This is a genomic window from Branchiibius hedensis, from assembly GCF_900108585.1.
Taxonomy (GTDB): domain Bacteria; phylum Actinomycetota; class Actinomycetes; order Actinomycetales; family Dermatophilaceae; genus Branchiibius; species Branchiibius hedensis.
Genome location: NZ_UESZ01000001.1, coordinates 28,190 through 50,003, shown reverse-complemented (window position 1 = coordinate 50,003; position 21,814 = coordinate 28,190). Strand labels below are relative to the sequence as shown.

Sequence of the window (21,814 nt, the reverse complement as noted above, 5' to 3'; positions counted from 1 at the left end):
TCGGCGCGACCGGGGTCGCGACTGCCAAATCAACTGCCGAATGAACTTGTGCTGGACGCTACACGCCGCCGTCGATGGGTTGCGAAGGGCGTCCATCATCGCCAACGTCCGGGGCGCCGCGGGTGTTCCGCGAGCCTGCGTTGGTCAAGTCTACGAATAAACGTGCGGTGCGAGGGTTCCGATGTCACGCAAGTTGCGGTACCGCTCGTCGTAATCCAGCCCGTACCCGACGACGAACTCGTTGGGAATGTCGAATCCGACGTACTTACATTCGATCGCGACCTTGGCAGCATCCGGTTTGCGCAGCAGGGTGCAGATCTCCAGGGACGCCGGCCCACGGGACAGCAGGTTGCTGCGGATCCAGTTCAGCGTCAGTCCCGAATCGATGATGTCCTCGACGATCAGGACGTGCCGGTCGTGGATGTCGGTGTCCAGGTCCTTCAGGATCCGCACCACACCGGAGGATTTGGTGCCCGAACCGTAGGACGACACGGCCATCCAGTCCATCGGCACACTGCTGGGCAGCGCCCGCATCAGGTCGGCCATCACCATGATGGCGCCCTTCAGGACCCCAACTAGCAGGACATCCTTATCCTCGTAATCCACCGCGATCTGCGCAGCGAGTGCGTCGAGTCGGTCGTGGATCTGCTGCTCGGTGTAGAGCACGTGGTCGAGGTCACCGGAGATGTCCGAGGCATCCATGGCCCCTATTCAACTAGACGCGAGCGACCGGGTGCGGGGCCGACCTCGATCTGACCGTTCCGCCGACTGACCCGGACACCACCGGGTACGTCGATCCCCACCTGGCCGTGCCAGTCGCGAAGAAGCCGCTCGAGTTCGTCGATGTGCACCTTGGCGGTCTGCGGAAACAGCGCTCGCCACACCCGCCGCCGCACGGGTTCGACCAGTCCGGCCAGATCCTGCACCGGCCACGGCGGCGCTCCCAGGGCAGCGGTTGCGGCAGCCGCCAACTGATCCAGGCCGTCGGCGTCGGATCGGGCCAGGTCCGCCGTACGGGCCAGACCGGCCACCACCCCGGGGCCCAGCGCGTCCTCCAAGGTGGGCAGCACCTGACGGGCTCGGACCCGGGTGTAGCTCGGGTCGGTGTTGTGCGGATCGTCCCACCAGGTCAGGCCCTGCGCGGTGCACGCGGCCTGGGTCTGCGCGCGGGTGATGTCCAGGAACGGTCGTACCAGTCGACGCCGGGCATCGAAGGTCGCCATCCCGGCGATCGACCGCAGCCCGGAACCCCTGGCCAGACCCAGCAGCACTGTCTCGGCCTGGTCATCGCGGGTGTGCGCCAGCAGGATCGCGCTCGCGCCGAGATCCTGCGCGGCATCGCCCAGGACCGAATACCGGGCAGTGCGCGCCGCATCCTCCGGCCCGGTCCCCTGCTGTGTCACCTGGACCCGCACCACCAGCGCCGGTTCCAGCCCCAACGCACCGCACTGCTGGGCGGCCCGCGTCGCGATCTGCTCCGAACCGTCCTGCAGGCCGTGATCGACCACCACCGCCGCGGCCTGCACGGACAACCGGGGCGCCTCGAACGCCACGGCCGCCGCGAGCGCCAACGAGTCGGCTCCCCCGGAGCACGCCACGATCACTCGCTGTCCGGTTGCTCCGTCCAGCACCCGGCGTACGGCCGAACGGGTCGCGGCGACCGCGGGGTCCGGTCCGGGCATCAGATCAGGAATGCACCCGCGCGACCCAGTCCGCGGGGTTCTCGATCTCACGCGCGGTCGGCAACGTCTCCGGCGAGGTCCAGACCTCGTTGAAGCCGTCGACGCCGACCTTGTCGGTCACGGCCCGCACGAAGACGGCACCGTCGCGGTACTGGCGCATCTTGGCGTCCAGGCCGAGCAGCCGTCGTAGCAAGCGGTCGACGCCGCCAGACCCGCCGCGGCGGGCCGTGAATTTGCGGCGGATCTCGGCGACGCTGGGCACCACCTGCGGCCCCACGTCGTCCATGACCACGTCGGCGTGACCCTCCATCAGGGACATCACAGCGGTCAGATCGGCCATCTTCTCGCGTTGCTCGGGCGTCGTGACCAGATCGGCCAGCCCACCGCCGCCTTCGCGGAGCATGCCCGGCAGCGCCCGCACCGCTTGTTGCAGCCGGTCGCCGAGCTGGTCAGGGTCGGGGACCAGATCCAGCATCAGCGCACGGGTGCGGTCGATCATGTGCTCGCGCAACCAGGGCACACCGATCAACTGCACCCGGTGGGTCTCCTCATGCAGGCACACCCACAGGCGGAAGTCGGCGGGATCCGCCTGCAGTTCGCGCTCGGTCGCCACGATGTTCGGCGCGACCAGCAGCAGACTTGGCGTGCCGCCCGGCGCGATGTCGAACTGACCCAGCACCTTGCTGGCCACGAAACCGAAGACGGCACCGACCTCGGCCGCGCCGACCTTGGCCGACACGGCCCGGCTCACCGGGCCCGGTTGCTTCTTGGCGAAGACCTGCTCGATCACCGGGTCCAGCAGCGCCGATGTCGAGGCCAGGTTGATGTCGGTCCACACGGTGCGGTCGACGATGAGCACGGGCGAGTCAGCACTGGACGGCGAGTGCATCCGGGCGGTCTCGGCCACCGGGCCCCTCGCGCGATGCGCGGCGTCCCGCAGGTCCTCGACGGCGGCGTGCGCCTGCCCGAGACTGACTGCGGGACCGTCCGCGATCAGCCGATGGGCAACCTTGCCCGCGGCAGCCCAGTCAACGAAGCTCACTCGGGCAGCCTATGGCTTCACAGTGACGCCACGGCAGCCACGACATTGTCGATGGCGGCGCGAGCGCCGTACGGGCCCTGCGATTGCGGGCCGTTGGTGATGATCGCGAAGACCAGCAACTGGCCGCTGTCGGTGCGCACCGTGCCCGCGAGCGAGCTGACGCCGGTCAGACTGCCGGTCTTGGCCCGGACCTCGCCGGCGGCCGCCACGTTGGTGGACTGCAGGAACCGGTCGTCCATCGTGCCGTTCCAGCCACCGACCGGCAGCCGGCTCATGACCTCCTCGAACCGGGCGTCGGCACCGCTGGCCCCCTTCTGCAACACGTCGGCCAGCAGGCGGGGCGGAATCGTCGTGCCGTCGGCGAGGCCGCAGACGTCGGCGAGTTTCACACCGGTCACGTCGAATCCGCTGGCGGCGACCGTGTCCCTGACCCACGCCGTCAGCGCAGCGTCGTCGCCGGCGACCCCCTTGGTGAACGCCGCCTGGCGCACCAAGGACTCGATCATCGCGTTGTCGCTGTCTTGCAGTGCCATTCCCAGTACGTCGACCAGCGGCGCCGACTGGACCGCACCGAGCGTGGCGCCGGTAGCCGGGCCGGAGGAGGCGAGTGCGGTGATCGTGATGCCCTGGGCGGTGAGGTTCTTCGCGAATGCGGTCTGGGTCGCCTTGACCGGGTCGTCAACTGCCGGGATGCCGGCCTTCGCGCGCTGGGTGGACAGTCCGAGCATCGCGATCCGCGCGGTGTACCCCATGCTCAGGTAGGCCGGGTCCCACGAGGGCACCGTCGACGGGCCGGGGGCGTAGGACGTGTTGACCGCCAGCGTGACCGAGGTCTGGCCCGCCTTCTTCAGGGCGGTCGCGACCTGGGTGGCGAGGTCGGCGAGACCGGCGTAGCCGTTGACGCTGCTCGGATCGCCCTTGCCCGGGTTCAGTGCCGTGTCTCCCCCGGCCACCAGGACGATCTGGTTGCCGCTGCCGGCGACCACCTTCGTGGTCAGGCGCTGCTGCAGGCTCATGGTGTGCGAGACCGCCCAGGCCGACAGCAGCTTGGTGACCGAGGCCGGTTCCAACGGAGTGCTGCCCGACTGGTCGAAGAGCGTCTGCCCGCTGTTTACATCCCGGATCACGAGGCCGGTCGTGTTCCCCAGCCAGCTGCTGGCCAACGGCTTCTTCACCGCAGCGGCCACCTGGGCCGCGGTGATCTTCGAGGCCGGGGTCGAGATGGCGGCAGTGGACGACGGGGAAGGTGAGGGCGGCGCGATGCTGGAGGTCGGCGTACCGGAAGCTCCCGGGGAGGCCAGCGGCGCACGCGGCGCATCGGCCCGGGTGAGGAAACCCGGGACCTTGTCGAAGATGTCCAAGGTCAGGTAACCCGCGAGCAGCACGAGGATCGCGACGACGCTGATTAGCGCCTTACGCATATCTGTCTCCTGCCCTGGCTTGGGGGTGCCCACCCGCGTGCGTCAGACTGTCGGGCAACCCGCAGCGACCACCGGTCGTGACCCTACGTCAACGAGGCAGTATCGATGAGCACCGACAACAGCGCCCAGCTGGAATTCGACGTCAGTGTGGAGATCCCGCGTGGGACCCGCAACAAGTACGAGATCGACCACAAGACCGGGCGCATCCGCCTGGACCGGCGCCTGTTCACCTCCATGGTCTACCCGACGGACTACGGCTACATCGAGGACACCCTCGGCGAGGACGGCGACCCGCTGGACGCGCTGGTGCTGCTGACCGACTCGGTGATCCCGGGGGCGATCGTCGAGGCGCGCGCCGTCGGTGTCTTCAAGATGGTCGATGAAGCCGGTGGCGACGACAAGATCCTGACCGTGCCGGCGGGCGACCCGCGATGGGACGCCATCAACGACATCGAGGACGTCGAGCCCTTCCTGCTCAAGGAGATCCAGCACTTCTTCGAGACCTACAAGGCGCTCGAGCCGGGCAAGTCCGTCGAAGAGGGTTCGCACTGGGTCGGCGCGGCTGAGGCGCAGAAGGTCGTCGCTGAGGCGATCGCCCGGGCGCAGGCCGAGGGGTTCTCGACCGCTCGCTGGGTAGTTCCCAAGCACTGATGCCCACCGCGCCCTACGGCTCCTGGGAGTCCATCGTCACCACGTCGATGCTGACCTCCCAGGGCGTCGGCCTGTCCAACCCGATTCTGGATCGCGAGACCCTGTACTGGTTGGAGTCCCGCCCGTCCGAGGGCGGCCGCGTCGGCCTGTGGCGTCGATCGCCCGAGGGCGCACCTGAGCTCGTCGTGCCGGCGCCGTACAACGTGCGCACCCGGGTGCACGAATACGGCGGCGGCGCGTACGCCGTACGACTGGGTGTCGTCGTCTTCTCCGACTTCACCTCGGGGCGGGTCTACCGGGTGACCGATGACGGTCCGGTGCCGCTGACGCCTGCCTCTTCCGATGTCCGGTACGCCGATCTGCGGGTGCACGCCGGACGTGGCCTGGTGCTGGCCGTGCGAGAGACGCATTCGCCGTCTGCGGAGCCGGTCAACGAGATCGTGGCGCTGCGGTTGGACGAGGAAGGTCCGGGCGCGGTGCTGGTCTCCGGCGCCGACTTTTACTCCGACCCGCAACTGTCCGCCGATTGCGAATTGGCCTGGACCCAGTGGGATCACCCGGCGATGCCGTGGGACGCGACGCTGATCCAGCGCGGGGTGCTGGGTGAGGACCTGACCGTGTCCGATGTGGCGCCGGTCGCGGGTGGACCGGGCGAGTCGGCGCTGCATCCGCGGTGGGCACCCGGCGGCGACCTGATCTTCGTCTCCGACCGGACCGGGTGGTGGAACCTCTACGCGCAGCGCGGCTCGACAGTCACCGCATTGCATCCGGACGAGGCCGAATACGCCGGTCCGCAGTGGGTTTTCGGCCTTTCGCCGTACGTCGTGCTGTCGACGACCCATCTCCTGGTCACCCGGACGACGAACGAGTCGACGTCGATCGCGATGTTGGACCGCGTGACCGGCGAGTTGACGACGGTGTTGCCGGCCGGCGGGACTGCGTCGCTCACCTCGTGGAGCGGAACCGCCGCCGCCATCATCGACCCGCCGGACGGACCACGCTCGGTGGCGACGATCGGTCTGGAGTCGGGGCAGTGGACGACGGAGCGCTCGGCCAGTTCGGTCACGCTTCCGCCGGAGTGGGTGTCGCTGCCGCAGCCGGTGTCGTGGGCCAGCACGGTTGCGTCAGCCCCTGGTGACGTTCATGGCTGGTATTACCCGCCGACGAATCCCTCGTTCAGCGCGCCGGACGGCTCGCGACCGCCGCTGATCGTCGAGTCGCACGGTGGTCCGACGTCGTCGGCATCGACCGGCTTCTCGTTGTCGGTGCAGTACTGGACGTCCCGCGGTTTCGCAGTGCTGGACGTGGACTACCGCGGCTCCTCTGGCTATGGCCGCGCGTATCGCGATGCGCTGCAGGGCAATTGGGGTGTTCTCGATGTCGCGGATTGTGCAGCAGGAGCGCTGGCGATGGCTGCTGCGGGGAGGGCCGATCCAGCCCGCCTCATCGTGCGCGGTGGCAGTGCTGGTGGTTACACGACCCTGCAGTCGCTGGTGGCGACGACGACCTTCTCGGCCGGCGTGAGTTACTACGGCATCGGCGATCTGGAGATGCTGGCCCGCGACACGCACAAGTTCGAGTCGCGGTACATGGACGGGCTGATTGGTCCGTATCCCGCTGCGGCACAGACGTATCGGGACCGCTCACCGATCCATCACCTGGACCGGCTGTCGGCGCCGATGCTGTTGTTGCAGGGCGCCGACGACAAGGTGGTGCCGCCGAACCAGGCCCAGGAGATGGCCGCCGCCGTCCGAGCAAAGGGTCTACCGGTTGCGCTGATCGTCTTTGAGGGCGAGGGTCACGGCTTCCGCCGGGCGGACACCATCACTGCGGCCACCGAAGCCGAGTTGTCCTTCTACGGAAGGGTTTTCGGTTTCACTCCTGCAGATTCACTGCCGCCGATCCAGATCGACAACCTGTAGCCAGTCCGGTGGCGCGGCCGGCGAACTCAGGCGCCCTTGCAAGCGGGCGGGTTGTGCGCTGACCAGTGGTAGTTGCGTTGCCATCGGAGTGTGCCGGGTGGGTTGTCGGGGGTGAAGAGGTCGCCGCCGTAGTCGGCGCTGGTTTTCTGTCCGATCACTGGTGGGACGAGGAATTCGAGGTGGTCGTGGCGTTCGCGGATCTGGAAGTTGCGGTCGTGCACGAGCCGGTGGTGGTGGGCGCACAGCAGGCACCCGTTGTCCAGATCAGTGCCGCCATGGGGGTCCTCGGGGTTGTGGGGTGTCCAGGGGTTTCGCCAGTGGTGGCCTTCGCACCAGTGCGGTGGGCGGTCGCAGCCGGGGTAGGCGCAGCCTCGGTCTCGCAGGGCCAGGGCGCGGCGTTGGGTGGCGTTGAAGAACCGTTGCAGTTGTCCCAGATCTAGGGGCAGTGACTTGCCGCCGAGGACTTGGGGCAGGATCCCGGCCCCGCAGCCAATCTCACGAGCCTTGCTGGCAGAGATCCGGGTGCCCGAGGGCAACGTGCCGGGACCCACCTGGCCGGTGAGGGTGTCGTAGTCGACGTTCACGGTGAGCACGGCGGCGATCCCGCCGGCGTTGGGTAGGGCGTCGGCGGGTAGGTGGGTGCAGATCGTGGCGAACGCGCGTCCTTGGCGGTGCGCCTGGTCCGACGGCAACCCAGCATCCCTCGACTCACCCGGCTCACCTGATTCAGCCGCTTCGGCTGGTTCGGTGTCTTCTAGGTGGTAGCGCCGGGGTGCGGACAACGCTTCGATGGCGGTGCGGAGCATTTCGGCTTCGGTGTCGGGGACGGTGAAGCCGCCGCGGTGGGTGCCGTCGCGGTTGTCGCGCATCCAGAACCGGGCCGCCCGGGCGGCGCGGCGTTCCCGGGCTTGTAGTTGGTTCTCTTCGTGCTCGTCCGCCTCGGCCGGGGTCTTGAAGGCGTCGGCGGCGCGGGTCGCGGCCCGGCCCAGGTCCTGGATCGACAACAACCGGGCCGCATCGAGCAGGGATTCTTGGGCGCGGACCCGGTCCTCCGGGGCCACGGCGACGGGGAGGTGGGTGAGGGCTTTGGCGATGGTCCCGGCTTGTTCCCGGTTCACCCGGCCCTCAGCTAACGCGTCTTCCACGACCGGGGTGTTGGACAGGTGGATCGCGGCACGGACCAGGGCGTTGCCCTCGCGCCGGTCGCCCCCGAAATCAGCCGCCAACAGTTGCCCGGTGTTGGTCGCGCCGACCGCCCGGGCGGTGTCCCGCTCATGCAACCCGCGGGCCAACACCATCAACGCCGCATCGATCCGAGCTTTCGCCCGGGCCAGCGACGCGCTGAGTGTCCGTAGATCGGCGTCGGTGAGATGGTCGTCAACCTCTCGGTGGGAAACCAGAGCATCCAACGCGGTGTGTACGCCAGCGACACCATCGGCCCACGAAACCTGTTCTGCAACAGCGACACTCACGACCCCACCCCGTCCCCACGAGAACCGAACTGATGTACCCATTCTAAGAGGCGGCACCGACAGCCACCGGAGCCACATCAGCCGGTGTGGACAACTGCTGACACGCCAACCGCTATCCACAACGGCGAGTTGAAAACGATGCCTTCACTCAGCCGAAGGCGGGTTGTCCGAATCGCGCGATCAGATGCCAGACCTGCTTGAGATCTTGCGCGCGGAAGCGGCCGGTCCGCGATGCCTCGCCGACAATGCGCGCGTCGAGCACCCCGTCACGTGCAATTGCGAGACCCACCCGTTGCGCTCCGGGGTCACGGTAGTAGGCGCGACGGCTGAGCTCACCCACCGTGAGGATTCGCCCCTCGTGCCATTCGAGCTCGACGGCTAGCCGCTGGGCGACCTCCTCCACGAACGTGCCGCGGTAACAGGGGTCGAGCACGAGCGCCGCCACGTCGGTAGCGAGCTCAACGACACCGTGGACCTGCGCTTCGATGTAACCGTCGAGCAGATCACCCTCCTCGGGTTCGACCGCCGGACCGCGCTCCATGCGATCGAACCGGTCCGCCAACCGCAACAGGTCAAAGTGCTTGGCGGTCGCGAAATCAGTTGGGTTCATTGCGGAATCGGGGAAGCAGAAGGTCGCCCGGTCCAGCGCGGATTCAACCAACCGGAAGTGGGCCGAGCCGAAGCGCGGCGCTCCACCCAGAGCGCGTCGACGGTGGTTCAGCGCACCATACTTCGGTCGCTCGGCGGCGGGGGCATCGTCGTACGCACCATCGAACAGCTGGTTCTCCCACTGCCACCGCGCCCCGCCGCGGTGAGCGGTCAGCCCGCCGTTGCTGGTCCCGGTCTCGAATTGGGAGCGATAGAGACCGTCAAGAGCAAGAGCCTCAATCGTCGGCACCCCGCGCGCGGTCGCACGGTCGGGGTGAAAGTTGAGGGTGATGCGCTGCGTGCGATCCAGTTCCTGGCCCGTGGCCCGTCTATCAATTCTTTCGACCGCCGCGGCAGCCCACACACTCGGCCGGCTCACCAAGCGATCATATGAGCGCTCTCACCGCCCCAGCGGCCGCAGGTGCGCGTACTCCTCCTCGGTGTCCACCAGCGCACGCGTCTTGCGCCGCAGCAGCAGGATCATCAGCACGCCAACGCCCCACACGACGTACTGCACCGACATCGCCGCCCGGAACCCGTCCAGGGTGTACGCCGACGCCCCGCCCGGGTTGACCTTGTCCAGCACCACCCCGATCAGCCAGATCGTCGAGAGGGACGCCGTGAAACCGCCGACATTCACGATGCCGGTGGCCGACCCGATCCGGGCCGGCGGATTGAAGGTGCGGGCCAGATCAAAGCCGACCACCGATCCCGGGCCACCGATCGCGATCACCACGACGAGCAGGATCAGCAACCACAGCGGCGCCCGGCCGGGCCACAGCAACACCGCCGTCCAGACGACCGCCATCGCCGCGACGATGCCCAACACCGACTGCGAGCGCCGGTAGGGGAACCGGCCGGAGAAGACCCCGATGATGGGCCCGGCGATCGAGGAGCTCACCACCATGATCGACAGCAACGTGCTGGCCATCGCCGTCGACAAACCCTCCCCAGCGGTCAGGAACGGGAATCCCCAGATCAGCGCGAAGACCGTCGCCGCGAACTGTGAGGTGAAATGGCACCACAACCCGAGTTTCGTGCCCGGGTGCGCCCACGCCGCCCGCAGCGCCTGGGTCACCGCGCGCAGCCGCACCTCCTCCTGGCGATGATTGGCGTACGGCGAGTCCTTGACGATCGCGAGCAGCGCCACCCCGAAGACGACGCCAGCCAGTGACGCGATGAGGAAGGTCTTCGTCCAGCCCCAGTCGTGCAATGCGACCGCGAGGGGGCCTGCGGCCACGAGCGCGCCGATCTGCCCGATCAGCCCGGTGAACTGCGTGATCACTGCCGCTCGTCGCGAGGGGAACCACAGCGCCACGATCCGCAGCACCGACACGAAGATCATCGCGTCGCCCGCGCCGATCACGACGCGCGCGGCCAGACCAGCGGGATAGCTTGCCGCGAAAGCGAATCCGGCCTGCGCCCCGGTCATCAGCACCAGACCGGTGATCAGCAGGACCTTCGAGCCGAAGCGGTCGAGCAATGCGCCCACCGGCACCTGCAGCGCTGCGTAGACGAACAGCTGCAGCATCACGAAGGTGCCCAACTGGGCTGAGGTGATGTGGAAGCGCTGCGCCGCGATGATGCCGGCGACGCCCAGGGAGCTGCGGTGGAAGACCGCCAGGAAGTAAATGCTGACCGCGGTACCCCAGACCAGATACGCCCGGCGACCGCCCAGGGGATACCTCAGGTCCGTACTGCTCATCGCCATGCCAGGCTAGCCCTGTGGACTCCTTTACCCGAAACGGCCTGACCTTCGACGTGACCGACGCCGGCCCGGCCGACGGACCGGTCGTGATCCTCCTGCACGGCTTTCCCCAGGACCGCACCGCCTGGGACCAGGTGACGCCGTTGCTGAACGAGGCCGGCTACCGGACCCTCGCACCCGACCAGCGCGGCTACTCCCCGCGCGCCACGCCCCGCGGCCGATCGGCGTACGTCATCCCGGAGTTGGTCAAGGACGTTGAGGCGCTCATCGACGCCTCGGGCGCCGAGCGGGTGCACCTGGTCGGGCACGACTGGGGCGGTGGCGTTGCCTGGGCCGCCCGCAGCGCACTGGCCGATCGGCTGTGGGGCGTCACGGTGCTTTCGACGCCGCACACCGCCGCCATGTTGAAGTCGCCCAGCCAATGGCCGCACTCGTCGTACATGATCGGTTTCCAGATTCCCTGGGTCGCCGAGCGCGCGGTGGGGCGCACGTTGCCGGGCCTCTACATCAAGGGTGGCGTCCCCAAGGAGCAGGCGCTGCGCTACGCCGAGCGGTTCAAGGATCCAAGCTCACTGACCGGCCCGCTGAACTGGTACCGCGCGATGCTCAGCAAGACATCGTCAACACCGCGGGGACCCAAGGCCCAGGTGCCCACCACCTATCTGTGGGGCAGCCGCGACCCGTTCCTGGGCCGGGCAGCGGCCGAGAAGACCGCGGAATTCGTCAAGGGTGACTACGAGTTCCGGGAGATCGACGCCCAGCACTGGTTGCCGGAGACCAACGCCCAGGACGTGGTCGAGGCGATCACGCGGATCCCGGCGCCTTAGTCCTTCGTGTGCGGCTCGCGCGGCTTGCCCAGGATCGGGTAGACCGGCGGCGGGGGCGGCCCGTTGCGCACGCGGCGGCGGTGGCCGACGTACGCCATGACGACGAAGATGGCGATGAAGAACAGCGCCAACCCGAAGAAGCCCAGGGCGATGCCGATCGGATGACCGGTCGGCTGGTCCACTCCGGTCACGGGTGTCCACTGCGCGTTCACCCTGCAATTGTGCACCCGCGGCACGACCGCCCGTGCACTAGGTTCTAGGCGTGCGCTGGCTCGAACCCTGGTATTCCGCCTATGCGATCACCGGGCTCATGGTGCTGGGTGTCGCCCCGATCCTGATGCCGGTGACCGTCGACGGCGCGGGTCACGGCGCCACGATCGTCGGACTCGTGGTGGCCGCGTTCTACGTCGGCGGCCTCTTCGCCCCCGTGCTGGGATCCCTGGCCGACCGAACTGGGCGGCAACGCGCGGTCTTCCTCGCGACCTTCCCCATCATGGCCGTGACCGTCGCCGGCTTCGCGTTCACCCGCGAAGTCTGGCTGTGGGCGCTGCTGGCCCTGGTCTTCGGCGGCGCCGGCTCGCTGTGCGGCACGGTCGCCGGACTGTTCGTCGTCGAAGCCCACCCGCAGAACGAGTGGAACGACCGGCTGAGTTGGTTCCGATTGGCGTACGGCGCGGGGCAGGTTGTCGGGTTGATCATCGCCGCCGTCGCGGCGACCCATCTCAAACTGGGCTGGCTGGTCACTGCGGTACTGCTGGCGTGCGGGTTCCTGCTCGGCCGGATCGGGCTGCCGCAGCTGCGGCCCAGTCCCCCGAAGAAGACCTCCCCCACGGCTCCGGGCCACCGGCGACTCTTCCCGATTTTCATCCTCACCTGGCTGCTGACCATGACCGGGGTGCAGACCTATTTCAACGTGGTGCCGCTGATCATGCGCGACGCCTTCGGGATCTCCGCATCCACCACGTCGCTGCTCTTCCTGGTCGGTGCCGTGATCGGTACGGCGATCTACCCGTTCTGCGGCAAACTCGCCAACCGCGTCGGCCCGGGTCTGGTCCTGTTGATCGGATTGGTGATCACGGCGATCTCCTTCGCCGCGATGGCGGTCGCCCACTCGGCTGATCTGCCCGGCAAGTCAGTGATCGGCGCGCTCGCGCTCGTGACCTCGGCCATCGCCTACGCCCCGGAAGTCGTCGCCGCCACGATGATGATCGTGCGAGTCGCCCCAGGTGACCAGGGGTCGGCGATGGGCTTGCTGAACGGGATCATCGCTGCCGGCGCGGTGATCGGGGCCATCGCCCCCTCGTTCCTGGCGGCCATGTGGGGTTACTCCGCGCTGCCGGCGGTCGCTCTCGTGGTGCTCATGGCCGCGGCGGCCGCCGGAATCCCGCTCTACCGCAAGATCATCTGGATACCCGCTCACTCGTCATAAGGAGTTACCCATGTGCCGCTGGCTGGCCTATCTCGGCTCGGACATCCCGATCGAGGATGTGCTGATCCGGCCCGATCACTCGTTGCTCGACCAGAGCCTGCTGGCCCGTGACCGGTTCGTGCCGGGCTCCTACCTCGGCTCGCAGTTCCGCGATCACGCCTTCCCCACCAACGGTGACGGCTTCGGCCTCGCGTGGCGCGGCCGCGACGGCACGCTCGGCCAGTTCCGGCAGACCACACCGGCGTGGGACAGCCAGAACCTGCGCCACCTGGCCGCACAACTGACCTCCGGCTGTTTCCTGTCGCACGTGCGCGCTGCCCCCGGCGGCACCATCGCCGAGCAGAACTGCCACCCGTTCGTGCACGGCAACTGGATGTTCCAGCACAACGGTGAGATCAACGGCTTCACCCAGGTCAAGCGAGATCTGACGATGGACGTCGACCCCGACCTCTACCCGTTCATCCTGGGCAACAGCGACACCGAGGTGTGCTTCCACCTGGCCCTGACCTATGGGCTGGCCGACGACCCGGTGGCGGCGCTGACCCGGATGATCGGCCGCGTCGAGCAGGCCCGGCACGATCACAAGGTCGCCGAACCGTTCCGGGCCACGATGTGCGCCTCCGACGGCACCCGGCTGATCATCCTGCGGTGGATCAGCCCCGACGCGACCGGGGATGCGGCGCCCTCCCTGTTCCACTCCTTCGGCGCACGGTCCCTGCGGACGGTCGACGGCACCCCGGACAACTTGCCGATCGACAGCCACCTGGTGGTCTCCGAACCACTGGAACTGCATTGGAGCGAGCGCACCTGGCATGAGATCCCCGCCGGAACCATCGGCACCGTGACCCCCGGCACCGAATTGGAGATGATGCCGATCCAGTTGTGAGCGTGTGCCAGGCTGGGATGCATGGCGATTCGTGGACGCGTCCCCCGCGGCTGGCTGGGCATCGTGCTCGACGCGCCGGACGCACGAGCCTTGGCGCACTTCTACTCCGATCTGCTCGGTTGGCCGCTGGCCGATGACGAACCGAATTGGTGCACCATCCAAATGCCTGACCTGCCGGTCAATCTCGCCTTCCAGAGCGAACCGGCGTACGTCGTGCCCACCTGGCCGTCGGAGGCCACCCACCAGCAGATGCAGCTGCACCTGGATCTGGAGGTGGACGACCTCGCCGGGGCCATCGAGGACGCCATCGCACTCGGCGCGCGCGAAGCTGGCTTCCAGCCACAACACAACGTGCGGGTGATGCTCGACCCCGCCGGCCATCCGTTCTGCCTCTACGACAACGACCTTCCGGAGCCCCAGTGACCGATCTTGACCTGCCCGAGCACGCCGACGTGCGCCTCGTTGCCGCCGACATGGACGGCACCCTGCTCGACGGCAACGGTGCTGTCCCGGAGACGTTGTGGCCACTGCTTGACGAAATGCGTTCTCGCGGCATCGTGTTCGCTCCGGCGAGTGGCCGGCAGTACGCCACACTCGAACGCACCTTCGCCTCTCACTCGCAGGGCATGGTCTTCATCGCCGAGAACGGCACGTACGTCGTGCGCGACGGCGCCGAGATCAGTTCCGACACGCTGGAGCCAGACGTCGTCGTGTCCATCGTGGAACTGCTACGAACGCGCACCGACCTGGATCTGGGTGTCGTCGTGTGCGGTAAGCGATCGGCGTACACCGAACGGGACGACCCGGCGTTCCGCGCCGAGGCGGACAAGTACTACGCGCGACTGGAACTCCTACCCGATGTCCTGGAGTACGACGACGACGTGCTCAAGGTGGCGGTCTACGACTTCACGTCGTCCTCGACGGGCGCGGGCCCGGCGCTCGAGGGTTTCGCCGAGAAGTATCAAGTGGTGATCTCCGGTCACCACTGGGTGGACGTGATGAACCAGGGCGTTGACAAGGGGCAGGCGCTGCGACGGCTGCAAGCGGCGCTCGGCGTGACCCGCGAGCAAACAGTTGCCTTCGGCGACTACCTCAACGACAAGGAGTTGCTGGAATCAGCGGGCATCTCCTACGCGATGGCCAACGCACACCCGGACATCACCGCCGTCGCGGCCTACCAAGCGCCCGCCAACACCGACGACGGAGTGGTGCGCGTCCTGCGCGCACTGGTTGAGTAGCACTCACCCACCCCCTCGGATACGTTCCGAGAGCCGTTGTGGCTCGGGCCCGGACGTGTTTGCGTTTGACCATGGCCGATTCCACGCAGTTCGACTATTTGATCATCGGCGGCGGCATGTCGGCAGACACCGCTGCGCGGGGCATCCGGGAACTCGACGCCGACGGGACGATCGGCATCCTCAGCGAGGACGTCGACGAGCCGTACACCCGCCCGGCACTGAGCAAGAAACTCTGGACCGATCCCGAATTCACCTGGGATCCGGTCCCGCTCGGCACCGCTGATGCGACCGGGGCGCAAATCCGGTTGCAGTGCAGCGTCAGCACCATCCGCCCGGCCGAACACGAGGTGGACACCACCGGCGGCGACACCGTCGGGTACGGCAAATTGCTGATCGCGACCGGTGGTGCACCCCGGCTGCTGCCGGTCCCGGCCGGCCCGAAGGTGTTGCCCTTCCGATCGGCGCAGAACTACCGCGATCTGCGGACGCTGGCTGATCAGCACGGCCGGATCGCCGTGGTCGGCGGTGGTTTCATCGGCACCGAGTTGGCTGCTGCGTTGGTGCAGAACGATGTCGAGACCGTGCTCATCCACGACGGCTCCGTCGTCGGCGGCAATGTCTTCCCACCCGACCTGGCCAAGCATTTCGAGCAGCTCTTCATCGACGCCGGAGTCGAAATCGTCGGCGGCACAAGAGTCGTCGGTGGAGAGGTCACGGACGACGGTGTCCGCTTGGACCTTGCCGACGGTGATCCGGTCACCGTGGATGCGGTCGTGAGTGGTCTGGGCATCACGCCGGTGGTGTCGCTCGTCGAGACCGCCGGAATCACGGTCGATGACGGGATCGTGGTCGATGAGCAGTTGCGGACCTCCGCCGAAGACGTGTGGGCCTGCGGCGATGTGGCCAACTACCCCGACCGGATCCTGGGTCAACGCCGGGTGGAGCACGTGGACAACGCCGAGCAGATGGGCAAGGCCGCCGGTCGCAACCTGGCGGGCGCCGGTCAGCCCTACGCGCACACGCCGTTGTACTACTCCGACGTCTTCACCGCCAGTTACGAGGCGGTCGGCCGCCTCGACGGGTCGTTGGAGGTCGTCGAGGACTGGCAGGAGCCGTTCGACACCGGCGTCGTCTACTACCTGGACGAGGGCAAACCGGTCGGCGTACTGCTTTGGAACGTCTGGGATTCCACGGACGCGGCCCGCGAGGTGCTGGCGAGCGCGGACACCCTGTCCCGTGAGGATCTGATCGGCAGGATCCGCTGAGCGAGTATCAGCCGATCGAGTCCTACGCCCCCATCGGCGACGGACGCACGGTCGCGCTCATCGGTCGCGACGGCCGGATCGACTGGTTGCCCTTGCCGGGGTTGGCTGCCCGGCCGATCTTCTCCCGACTGCTGGACCCGCAGACCGGTGGCTGTCTCGAACTGTGTCCGGCCGAGGACTTCGAGAGTTCGCGGCGATACCTGGACGGCACGAACGTCCTGGAAACCACGTTCCGTACGTCGTCCGGTTCCGTGCGCGTGACGGACGCCATGGTCTCCGGGATCGCCGGTCGACTGCCGTGGGCGCAGTTGTCCCGACGCGTCGAGTGCGATGAAGGGCAGGTGGCGATGCGCTGGACCGTCCAACCGGGTACTTCCTGGGGCACCGCCTCACCGTGGGTCGAACACACCGACGGTCACCAGGTTCTGCGCTGCGCCGACGTGACTCTCGCGGTGGTGGGCGAGGACCACGGCCCGACCGATCCCGTCCACGACGCTCCCGGCGGACCGGTTCTGCACGGCGCGTTCGTTGCCCGGGAGGGCGGTCAACATGCGTTGGCCCTGGTGGCGACCGAGGCGGAACCGGTGCACCTGCCGGATCCCGCCCTGATCAGCGATGGCATCGACCGGACCGTGGCCAACTGGCAGGACTGGTCGCGCGTGTTCAGCTACGACGGACCGTGGGCCGACCAGGTGCAGCGCAGTGCCCTGGCGCTGAAGCTGCTGATCTACAGCCCGACGGGTGCAATCGCTGCGGCCGCGACCTCTTCGCTGCCGGAAAGCCCTGCCGGAGAGAAGAACTGGGACTACCGCTTCGCCTGGGTGCGCGACCTGGCGTACACCGCCCACGCCCTGACCCGGTTCGGGTTGCGGGAGGAAACGCACGCCGCGCTGTCCTGGATGTTGCGCACCATCCGCGAGGGCGGCGACCGGATGCACGTCATGTACACCCTGGACGGTGGGCCGGTCCCCCAACCCCGGCAGTTCGACGTACCCGGCTGGCACGGGATCGGCCCGGTCGTGCACGGCAACCCCGCCCAGGACCAACTGCAACTCGGCGCGTACGGCGACCTGTTCGCCATCTGCCGCACGTACGTCGAGGCCGGAAACCTGCTGGACCTCAAGACCGGTCGGTTGCTGGCCAAGATCGCCGACACCGTGGCGGATCTGTGGCGCCGGCCGGATTCCGGGATCTGGGAGCTGCCCCAACTGCGGCACTACACCTGCTCGAAGATGAGCTGCTGGAAAGCGTTGGAGGACGCCGTCTCGCTGTCCGAAGCCGGCGCCATCCCCGGCCACGGCGCGCGCTGGCAGACCGAACGGGACCGCATCCGTGACTGGATCGAAAAGCATTGCTGGTCGGACGAACTCGGGTCCTACGTCGCCTACGCCGACGGCACCGACCTCGACGCCTCGGTCCTGTTGCACGCACCGACCGGGTTCGATCGCGGCGAGCGGATGTCGCGCACCATCGACGCGGTCACCGCAGCACTCGGCAGCAACGGCCTGTTGTACCGCTACTCAGGCATGCAACACGAGGAGAAGACCTTCGTCGCCTGCGCGTTCTGGCGGGCCCAGGCCCTCGCCTGCGTCGGGCGGCATCAGGAAGCCGTCGACCAGATCGATCGACTCGTCGCCGCCGCCAATGACGTCGGTATCTACGCCGAGATGATCGACCCCGACGACGGCTCGGCCTGGGGGAACACACCTCAGGCGCTCAGTCATCTCGGCTTGATCAACGCCGTACTGACCATCGCCGAACTCGTCCCCGACGAGATCCTCGGCACCCGCTGAACCACCCACCACCCAAAAGGAAACTCATGACCCGCGACCAATACACCCTGACCGACCCGACCACTCTCTACGAAGCCAACGAGCCGCAGGCCCAGGAACTCGACGGGCCGGGGACCGACGCCGAGATGACTCCCGCCGCCGACCTGGGCGAGCAGACCTATCGGGGCACCGGCCGGCTGAAGGGGCGCAAGGCCCTGATCACCGGCGGCGACTCCGGCATCGGCGGTGCGACCGCGATCGCCTTCGCTCGGGAAGGGGCCGACGTCGCCATCAGCTACCTGCCGGAGGAGGAAGAGGACGCCCAGCGGATCGCCGGACTGATCCGCGAGGCCGGCACCTCGGCGTACACCTTCCCCGGCGATCTGACCGACGCGGCCTTCTGCAAGTCGCTGGTCGCCGACGCGGTCGAGGCCCTCGGCGGGTTGGACATCCTGGTGAACAACGCCGGCAAACAGCAGTTCAACGAGGACCTGACGACGCTGTCCGATGAGCAGTTCGACGCCACGTTCAAGACCAACGTCTACGCGCTGTTCTACATCACCAAGGCCGCGCTGCCGCACCTGAAGCCCGGGTCCACGATCATCAATTCCACGTCGGTGCAGGCGTATTCGCCGGCTGCAATCCTGGTCGACTACGCCTCGACCAAAGCCACCATCAACACCTTCACCAAGGCCCTGGCGCAGCAGCTGGCACCCAAAGGCATCCGGGTCAACGCGGTCGCCCCGGGCCCGGTGTGGACACCGCTGCAACCGGCCGGCGGTCAGCCGCAGGAGAAGCTGAAGGACTTCGGTGACGAGTCGCCGATCGGCCGGGCGGGGCAGCCCGCGGAGTTGGCACCGGCGTACGTGTTCCTGGCCTCCCCCGAGTCCAGTTACGTGGCGGGCGAGACGTTGAACGTCAACGGTGGGATGCCCACCCCCTGACCCATCCCGCACGTACGACGCCCGCCCGGTCCCATGGACCGGGCGGGCGTTCGTGGGGCGAGGGTCAGGCCTTCTTGGGCACGCGGTTCTCCGCGGACACCATCCAGGACAGCTGCTCCAACCGCTCCAGGATGGAGTGCAGGATGTCCGCGGTGGTCGGGTCCTCCTCGTCGACCGCGTCATGCACGTCGCGGCAGGTGTGCGCCACGTCGTCGATGCGCTCGGTCATCAGATCGATGACGTCCTTGGTCAGCACCTCACCCTGCGGGAACTCCGGCAGGGTGGTGGACTGGGCCACGATGTCACTACGGCCGTCGGGCAGGGCATGCAGGGCACGCATCCGCTCGGCCACGGTGTCCCCGAATTCCCTTGCCGCATCGATGATCTCATCGAGCTGCAGGTGAGTGTCGCGGAAGTTGGTGCCCACGACGTTCCAGTGCGCCTGCTTGCCCTGCAGCGACAGTTCGATCAGGTCCACCAGGACCTTCTGCATGTTCTTGGTCAGCGCCGCCGACGCGGTGAAACCGGTCTCGGCGTTCTCTTCCTTGGTGCGCTTGGCACCCACCCCACCGGGCGCATTGCGGTTGTTGGTCTTCTCGATTGTTGCCATGGATCGACGCTAACAACTCCCACCCGATGGGCTACCCCAGCACGGGTGGGACGGTGCCGGTTGGCCCTAGCGTGGAGGACGTGCCTGGCGATCAACTGACCTTCGACAACCCCGTCCAGCGGTACCCACGAGTGACGCCACCGTTGCAGCACCAGGACGAACCAGCGCTCCAGGGTGGCATGTCACCGGTGCCGGATCTGGGTGAGCACAGCTACCGCGGGACCGGTCGACTGACCGGCCGCAAGGCGCTGATCACCGGCGGCGACTCCGGCATCGGTGGGGCCGCCGCGATCGCCTTCGCCCGGGAAGGTGCCGACGTGGTGATCGTGCATCGGGCCGGCGAGGAGCAGGACGCGGCACACGTACTCACGCAGATCGCAGACGCGGGGCGTTCCGGCCACGCGGTGGTTGCCGACCTCGCGCACGCCGATGATTGTCGACGCGTTGTCGCCGAGGCGCTCGCTGCCCTGGGCGGGCTGGACATCCTGGTCAGCAACGCCGGCAAGCAAACCGCGGTCGCCTCGGTGCTCGACCTGCCGGACGAGCAGTTCGAACTGACCTTCCAGACCAACCTGTTCGCCTTCTTCCGGCTGGTGAAGGCTGCCCTGCCGCACCTGCCCGCAGGCGCCAGCATCATCGCGACCGCCTCGTTGGAGGCGTACAAACCGGCCCCGGACCGGCTGGACTACGCGGCCTCGAAAGCCGCGATCAACAACTTCGCCAAGGGGCTCGCACAGCAACTGGCACCCCAGGGCATCCGGGTCAACGTGGTGGCGCCCGGACCCACCTGGACCGCCCTGCAGGTCTCCGACGGGGTTTCCGATGACCAGCTGGTGCACTTCGATGACGAGAGCACCTACGAGCGGGCCGGTCAACCAGCCGAGATCGCACCTGCGTTCGTCTTCCTTGCGTCCGCCGAGTCCAGCTACGTCTCCGGCGAGACGTTGAACGTCAACGGCGCGATGGTGACGCCCTGAGCGGCATCACGGTCGTCGCGCTGCCTGGCCTGGGGCTCGACGCGCGCTACTACGACCACCTCACGACAGCGCTTCGACCGCAGGGCATCGAGGTCGTGGCCCTCGACCTACCCGGTTTTGGATCGCTCGCGTGCACCGGATCGCTGCCCGCAGACATGGTCGGCGAACTCACGACGTCGGTGATCGCGCGGATCGCTGCCGTGGTGCGTGGGCCCTGGGTGCTCCTCGGTCACAGCATGGGCGGCAAAGTCACCAGTTCGGTTGCAGCACGGACTCTTTCGGGGAACATCGGACTCTTCGGGCTCATCGGTGTGATCCTGCTGGCTCCGTCGCCGCCCACTCCGGAGCCGATGGACGAGGACCGGCGGGACACCATGCTGGGCTGGGCCACGGGCGGGCCGATCAGAGGTTCGGACGCGGCGGAGTTCATCGAGCAGAACGTCGCCTCCCCACTGCCGGCCGCCGACCAGGGCGCAGTCCGCTCGTCGATCACCGGCTGCTCCCCCGCGGTGTGGCGGCAGTGGCTGACCACCGGCTCGAAACAGGACGTATCCGACCAGATCGGGGTACTGCCGCTGCCGGCGCTCATCCTGGGCGGTGACCAGGACGACGACCTGGGAGCCGCCGCCCAGCCCCGGCTGCACGCAGGCACCTACCCGCGGGCGTCGTACGTGACGGTCCCGGACTGTGGGCACCTGATCGCGCTGGAGCAACCCGAGTTCTTGGCCGCTGCCGTCGCTGACTATCTGCACGAGCAGTCCTTGACCGCGCCGTTGGTGCCTGACCAGTGGTGTGCGCTGATCGCCTCCGAGCGCACCATCCCCGCCGTACGCCGATCGCTCGCCGCCCGCGCGATCCCGGACGACCCTTCGTACACACCGAAGGTCCTGTCGGCGCGGCAACTGACCACCCTGCGGTTGCTCGCGGAAGTCGTTGTCCCGCAGGTCGACCCGGCAATCGATGTGGCGGCACGGGTCGATGCCCAACTGGCACGGGGTGAGGGTGACGGCTGGCGGCCCGACGGCCAGCCACCGGATCCGGAGGCCTACCGCAGCGCACTCGACCAGTTGGCCGGGACCAGCATCGACGAGCACACCGTGTCGGCACTGATCGACAACCCGGCGTTGCGGTCGTGGTTCGAGGACGCCCGGGTCGACTTGATCCGCCAGTGGCTCGGCCACCCGGCCTCGATGGCCCGGATCGGGTACGACGGGTTCGCCGCGGGCTCAATCGCGACGATCGGGCGCGGCTACCACCTCCTCGGTCCCGGCGAACGGGATGCCTGGGAGCCGCAAGAGCTGGGGACAACGCTGTGAAGCT

Annotated in this window: 21 protein-coding genes; 12 read left to right on the top strand and 9 right to left on the bottom strand. The window is 68.0% G+C overall.

Going from position 1 to position 21,814, the window contains the following annotated elements; translation table 11 throughout:
- Positions 1 to 150: 150 nt before the first annotated feature.
- Genes hpt through dacB form a run of 4 tightly spaced genes read right to left on the bottom strand, consistent with a single transcriptional unit; the run spans position 151 to position 4,145 of the window.
- Entirely contained in the window at positions 151 to 702 is a 552-nt protein-coding gene (hpt, locus tag DR843_RS00275; protein WP_109683578.1) for a hypoxanthine phosphoribosyltransferase, read from the bottom strand.
- Between the two features lie 5 nt (positions 703 to 707).
- Positions 708 to 1,682 carry a tRNA lysidine(34) synthetase TilS gene (gene tilS, locus DR843_RS00270; RefSeq protein ID WP_109683577.1) on the bottom strand — a complete coding sequence of 325 codons (975 nt, stop codon included), beginning with the start codon at positions 1,680 to 1,682 and terminating at the stop codon, positions 708 to 710.
- Positions 1,683 to 1,686: 4 nt separating this feature from the next.
- Positions 1,687 to 2,724 (bottom strand): zinc-dependent metalloprotease, encoded by a 1,038-nt coding sequence (locus tag DR843_RS00265; protein WP_109683576.1) that lies wholly within the window; start codon positions 2,722 to 2,724, stop codon positions 1,687 to 1,689.
- Positions 2,725 to 2,741: 17 nt separating this feature from the next.
- A complete protein-coding gene (gene dacB, locus DR843_RS00260; RefSeq protein ID WP_109683575.1) occupies positions 2,742 to 4,145 on the bottom strand; it encodes a D-alanyl-D-alanine carboxypeptidase/D-alanyl-D-alanine endopeptidase in 1,404 nt (467 codons plus the stop codon).
- 105 nt (positions 4,146 to 4,250) lie between these two features.
- On the opposite strand from dacB, the gene DR843_RS00255 reads away from it, so the two are divergent.
- Both DR843_RS00255 and DR843_RS00250 read left to right on the top strand, forming a co-directional pair.
- On the top strand, positions 4,251 to 4,796 hold the full coding sequence (locus DR843_RS00255) for an inorganic diphosphatase (protein WP_281268766.1): 546 nt from the start codon (positions 4,251 to 4,253) through the stop codon (positions 4,794 to 4,796).
- Positions 4,796 to 6,718 (top strand): S9 family peptidase, encoded by a 1,923-nt coding sequence (locus DR843_RS00250; RefSeq protein ID WP_109683574.1) that lies wholly within the window; start codon positions 4,796 to 4,798, stop codon positions 6,716 to 6,718. The genes DR843_RS00255 and DR843_RS00250 overlap by 1 nt, the downstream gene beginning before the upstream one ends.
- A gap of 26 nt (positions 6,719 to 6,744) precedes the next feature.
- Here the strand turns inward: DR843_RS00250 and DR843_RS00245 are convergent, their stop codons facing one another.
- The 3 genes from DR843_RS00245 to DR843_RS00235 all read right to left on the bottom strand — a co-directional run bounded on the left by DR843_RS00245 (position 6,745) and on the right by DR843_RS00235 (position 10,543).
- Positions 6,745 to 8,190 (bottom strand): HNH endonuclease signature motif containing protein, encoded by a 1,446-nt coding sequence (locus tag DR843_RS00245; protein ID WP_170119700.1) that lies wholly within the window; start codon positions 8,188 to 8,190, stop codon positions 6,745 to 6,747.
- A gap of 148 nt (positions 8,191 to 8,338) precedes the next feature.
- Positions 8,339 to 9,217: a DUF3626 domain-containing protein gene (locus DR843_RS00240; RefSeq protein ID WP_211310155.1), complete on the bottom strand. Its 879-nt coding sequence runs from the start codon at positions 9,215 to 9,217 to the stop codon at positions 8,339 to 8,341.
- A 21-nt stretch (positions 9,218 to 9,238) separates the two neighbouring features.
- Positions 9,239 to 10,543, bottom strand: coding sequence for an MFS transporter (locus DR843_RS00235; RefSeq protein WP_109688241.1), 1,305 nt, complete (start codon positions 10,541 to 10,543; stop codon positions 9,239 to 9,241).
- Positions 10,544 to 10,563: 20 nt separating this feature from the next.
- Between DR843_RS00235 and DR843_RS00230 the strand changes: the two genes are divergently transcribed.
- Complete coding sequence (locus DR843_RS00230) at positions 10,564 to 11,373, top strand: alpha/beta fold hydrolase (protein ID WP_109683572.1); 810 nt, start codon at positions 10,564 to 10,566, stop codon at positions 11,371 to 11,373.
- On the opposite strand, the gene DR843_RS00225 is transcribed toward DR843_RS00230, so the two are convergent.
- On the bottom strand, positions 11,370 to 11,585 hold the full coding sequence (locus DR843_RS00225; RefSeq protein ID WP_146202451.1) for a hypothetical protein: 216 nt from the start codon (positions 11,583 to 11,585) through the stop codon (positions 11,370 to 11,372). The genes DR843_RS00230 and DR843_RS00225 overlap by 4 nt on opposite strands.
- Positions 11,586 to 11,635: 50 nt before the next feature.
- On the opposite strand from DR843_RS00225, the gene DR843_RS00220 reads away from it, so the two are divergent.
- The 7 genes from DR843_RS00220 (at position 11,636) to DR843_RS00190 (ending at position 18,907) form a co-directional block, all read left to right on the top strand.
- Positions 11,636 to 12,802 carry an MFS transporter gene (locus DR843_RS00220; protein WP_109683570.1) on the top strand — a complete coding sequence of 389 codons (1,167 nt, stop codon included), beginning with the start codon at positions 11,636 to 11,638 and terminating at the stop codon, positions 12,800 to 12,802.
- A 10-nt stretch (positions 12,803 to 12,812) separates the two neighbouring features.
- Complete coding sequence (locus DR843_RS00215) at positions 12,813 to 13,688, top strand: class II glutamine amidotransferase (protein WP_109683569.1); 876 nt, start codon at positions 12,813 to 12,815, stop codon at positions 13,686 to 13,688.
- 21 nt (positions 13,689 to 13,709) lie between these two features.
- Positions 13,710 to 14,111: a VOC family protein gene (locus tag DR843_RS00210; protein ID WP_109683568.1), complete on the top strand. Its 402-nt coding sequence runs from the start codon at positions 13,710 to 13,712 to the stop codon at positions 14,109 to 14,111.
- The gene (locus DR843_RS00205) at positions 14,108 to 14,926 is read left to right on the top strand and encodes a Cof-type HAD-IIB family hydrolase (RefSeq protein WP_281268765.1); all 819 of its coding nucleotides are present in this window, start codon (positions 14,108 to 14,110) and stop codon (positions 14,924 to 14,926) included. The genes DR843_RS00210 and DR843_RS00205 overlap by 4 nt, the downstream gene beginning before the upstream one ends.
- A gap of 71 nt (positions 14,927 to 14,997) precedes the next feature.
- Positions 14,998 to 16,191, top strand: coding sequence for an NAD(P)/FAD-dependent oxidoreductase (locus tag DR843_RS00200; RefSeq protein ID WP_109683567.1), 1,194 nt, complete (start codon positions 14,998 to 15,000; stop codon positions 16,189 to 16,191).
- Positions 16,188 to 17,984 (top strand): glycoside hydrolase family 15 protein, encoded by a 1,797-nt coding sequence (locus DR843_RS00195; protein ID WP_109683566.1) that lies wholly within the window; start codon positions 16,188 to 16,190, stop codon positions 17,982 to 17,984. Before DR843_RS00200 ends, DR843_RS00195 begins: the two co-directional genes overlap by 4 nt.
- 26 nt (positions 17,985 to 18,010) lie before the next feature.
- On the top strand, positions 18,011 to 18,907 hold the full coding sequence (locus tag DR843_RS00190) for an SDR family oxidoreductase (RefSeq protein WP_109683565.1): 897 nt from the start codon (positions 18,011 to 18,013) through the stop codon (positions 18,905 to 18,907).
- Positions 18,908 to 18,971: 64 nt separating this feature from the next.
- Here the strand turns inward: DR843_RS00190 and DR843_RS00185 are convergent, their stop codons facing one another.
- Entirely contained in the window at positions 18,972 to 19,517 is a 546-nt protein-coding gene (locus tag DR843_RS00185) for a Dps family protein (protein ID WP_109683564.1), read from the bottom strand.
- 80 nt (positions 19,518 to 19,597) lie between these two features.
- On the opposite strand from DR843_RS00185, the gene DR843_RS00180 reads away from it, so the two are divergent.
- On the top strand, positions 19,598 to 20,494 hold the full coding sequence (locus DR843_RS00180) for an SDR family oxidoreductase (RefSeq protein ID WP_245933921.1): 897 nt from the start codon (positions 19,598 to 19,600) through the stop codon (positions 20,492 to 20,494).
- Complete coding sequence (locus DR843_RS00175; protein ID WP_109683562.1) at positions 20,491 to 21,810, top strand: alpha/beta fold hydrolase; 1,320 nt, start codon at positions 20,491 to 20,493, stop codon at positions 21,808 to 21,810. Before DR843_RS00180 ends, DR843_RS00175 begins: the two co-directional genes overlap by 4 nt.
- Positions 21,811 to 21,814 lie beyond the last annotated feature (4 nt).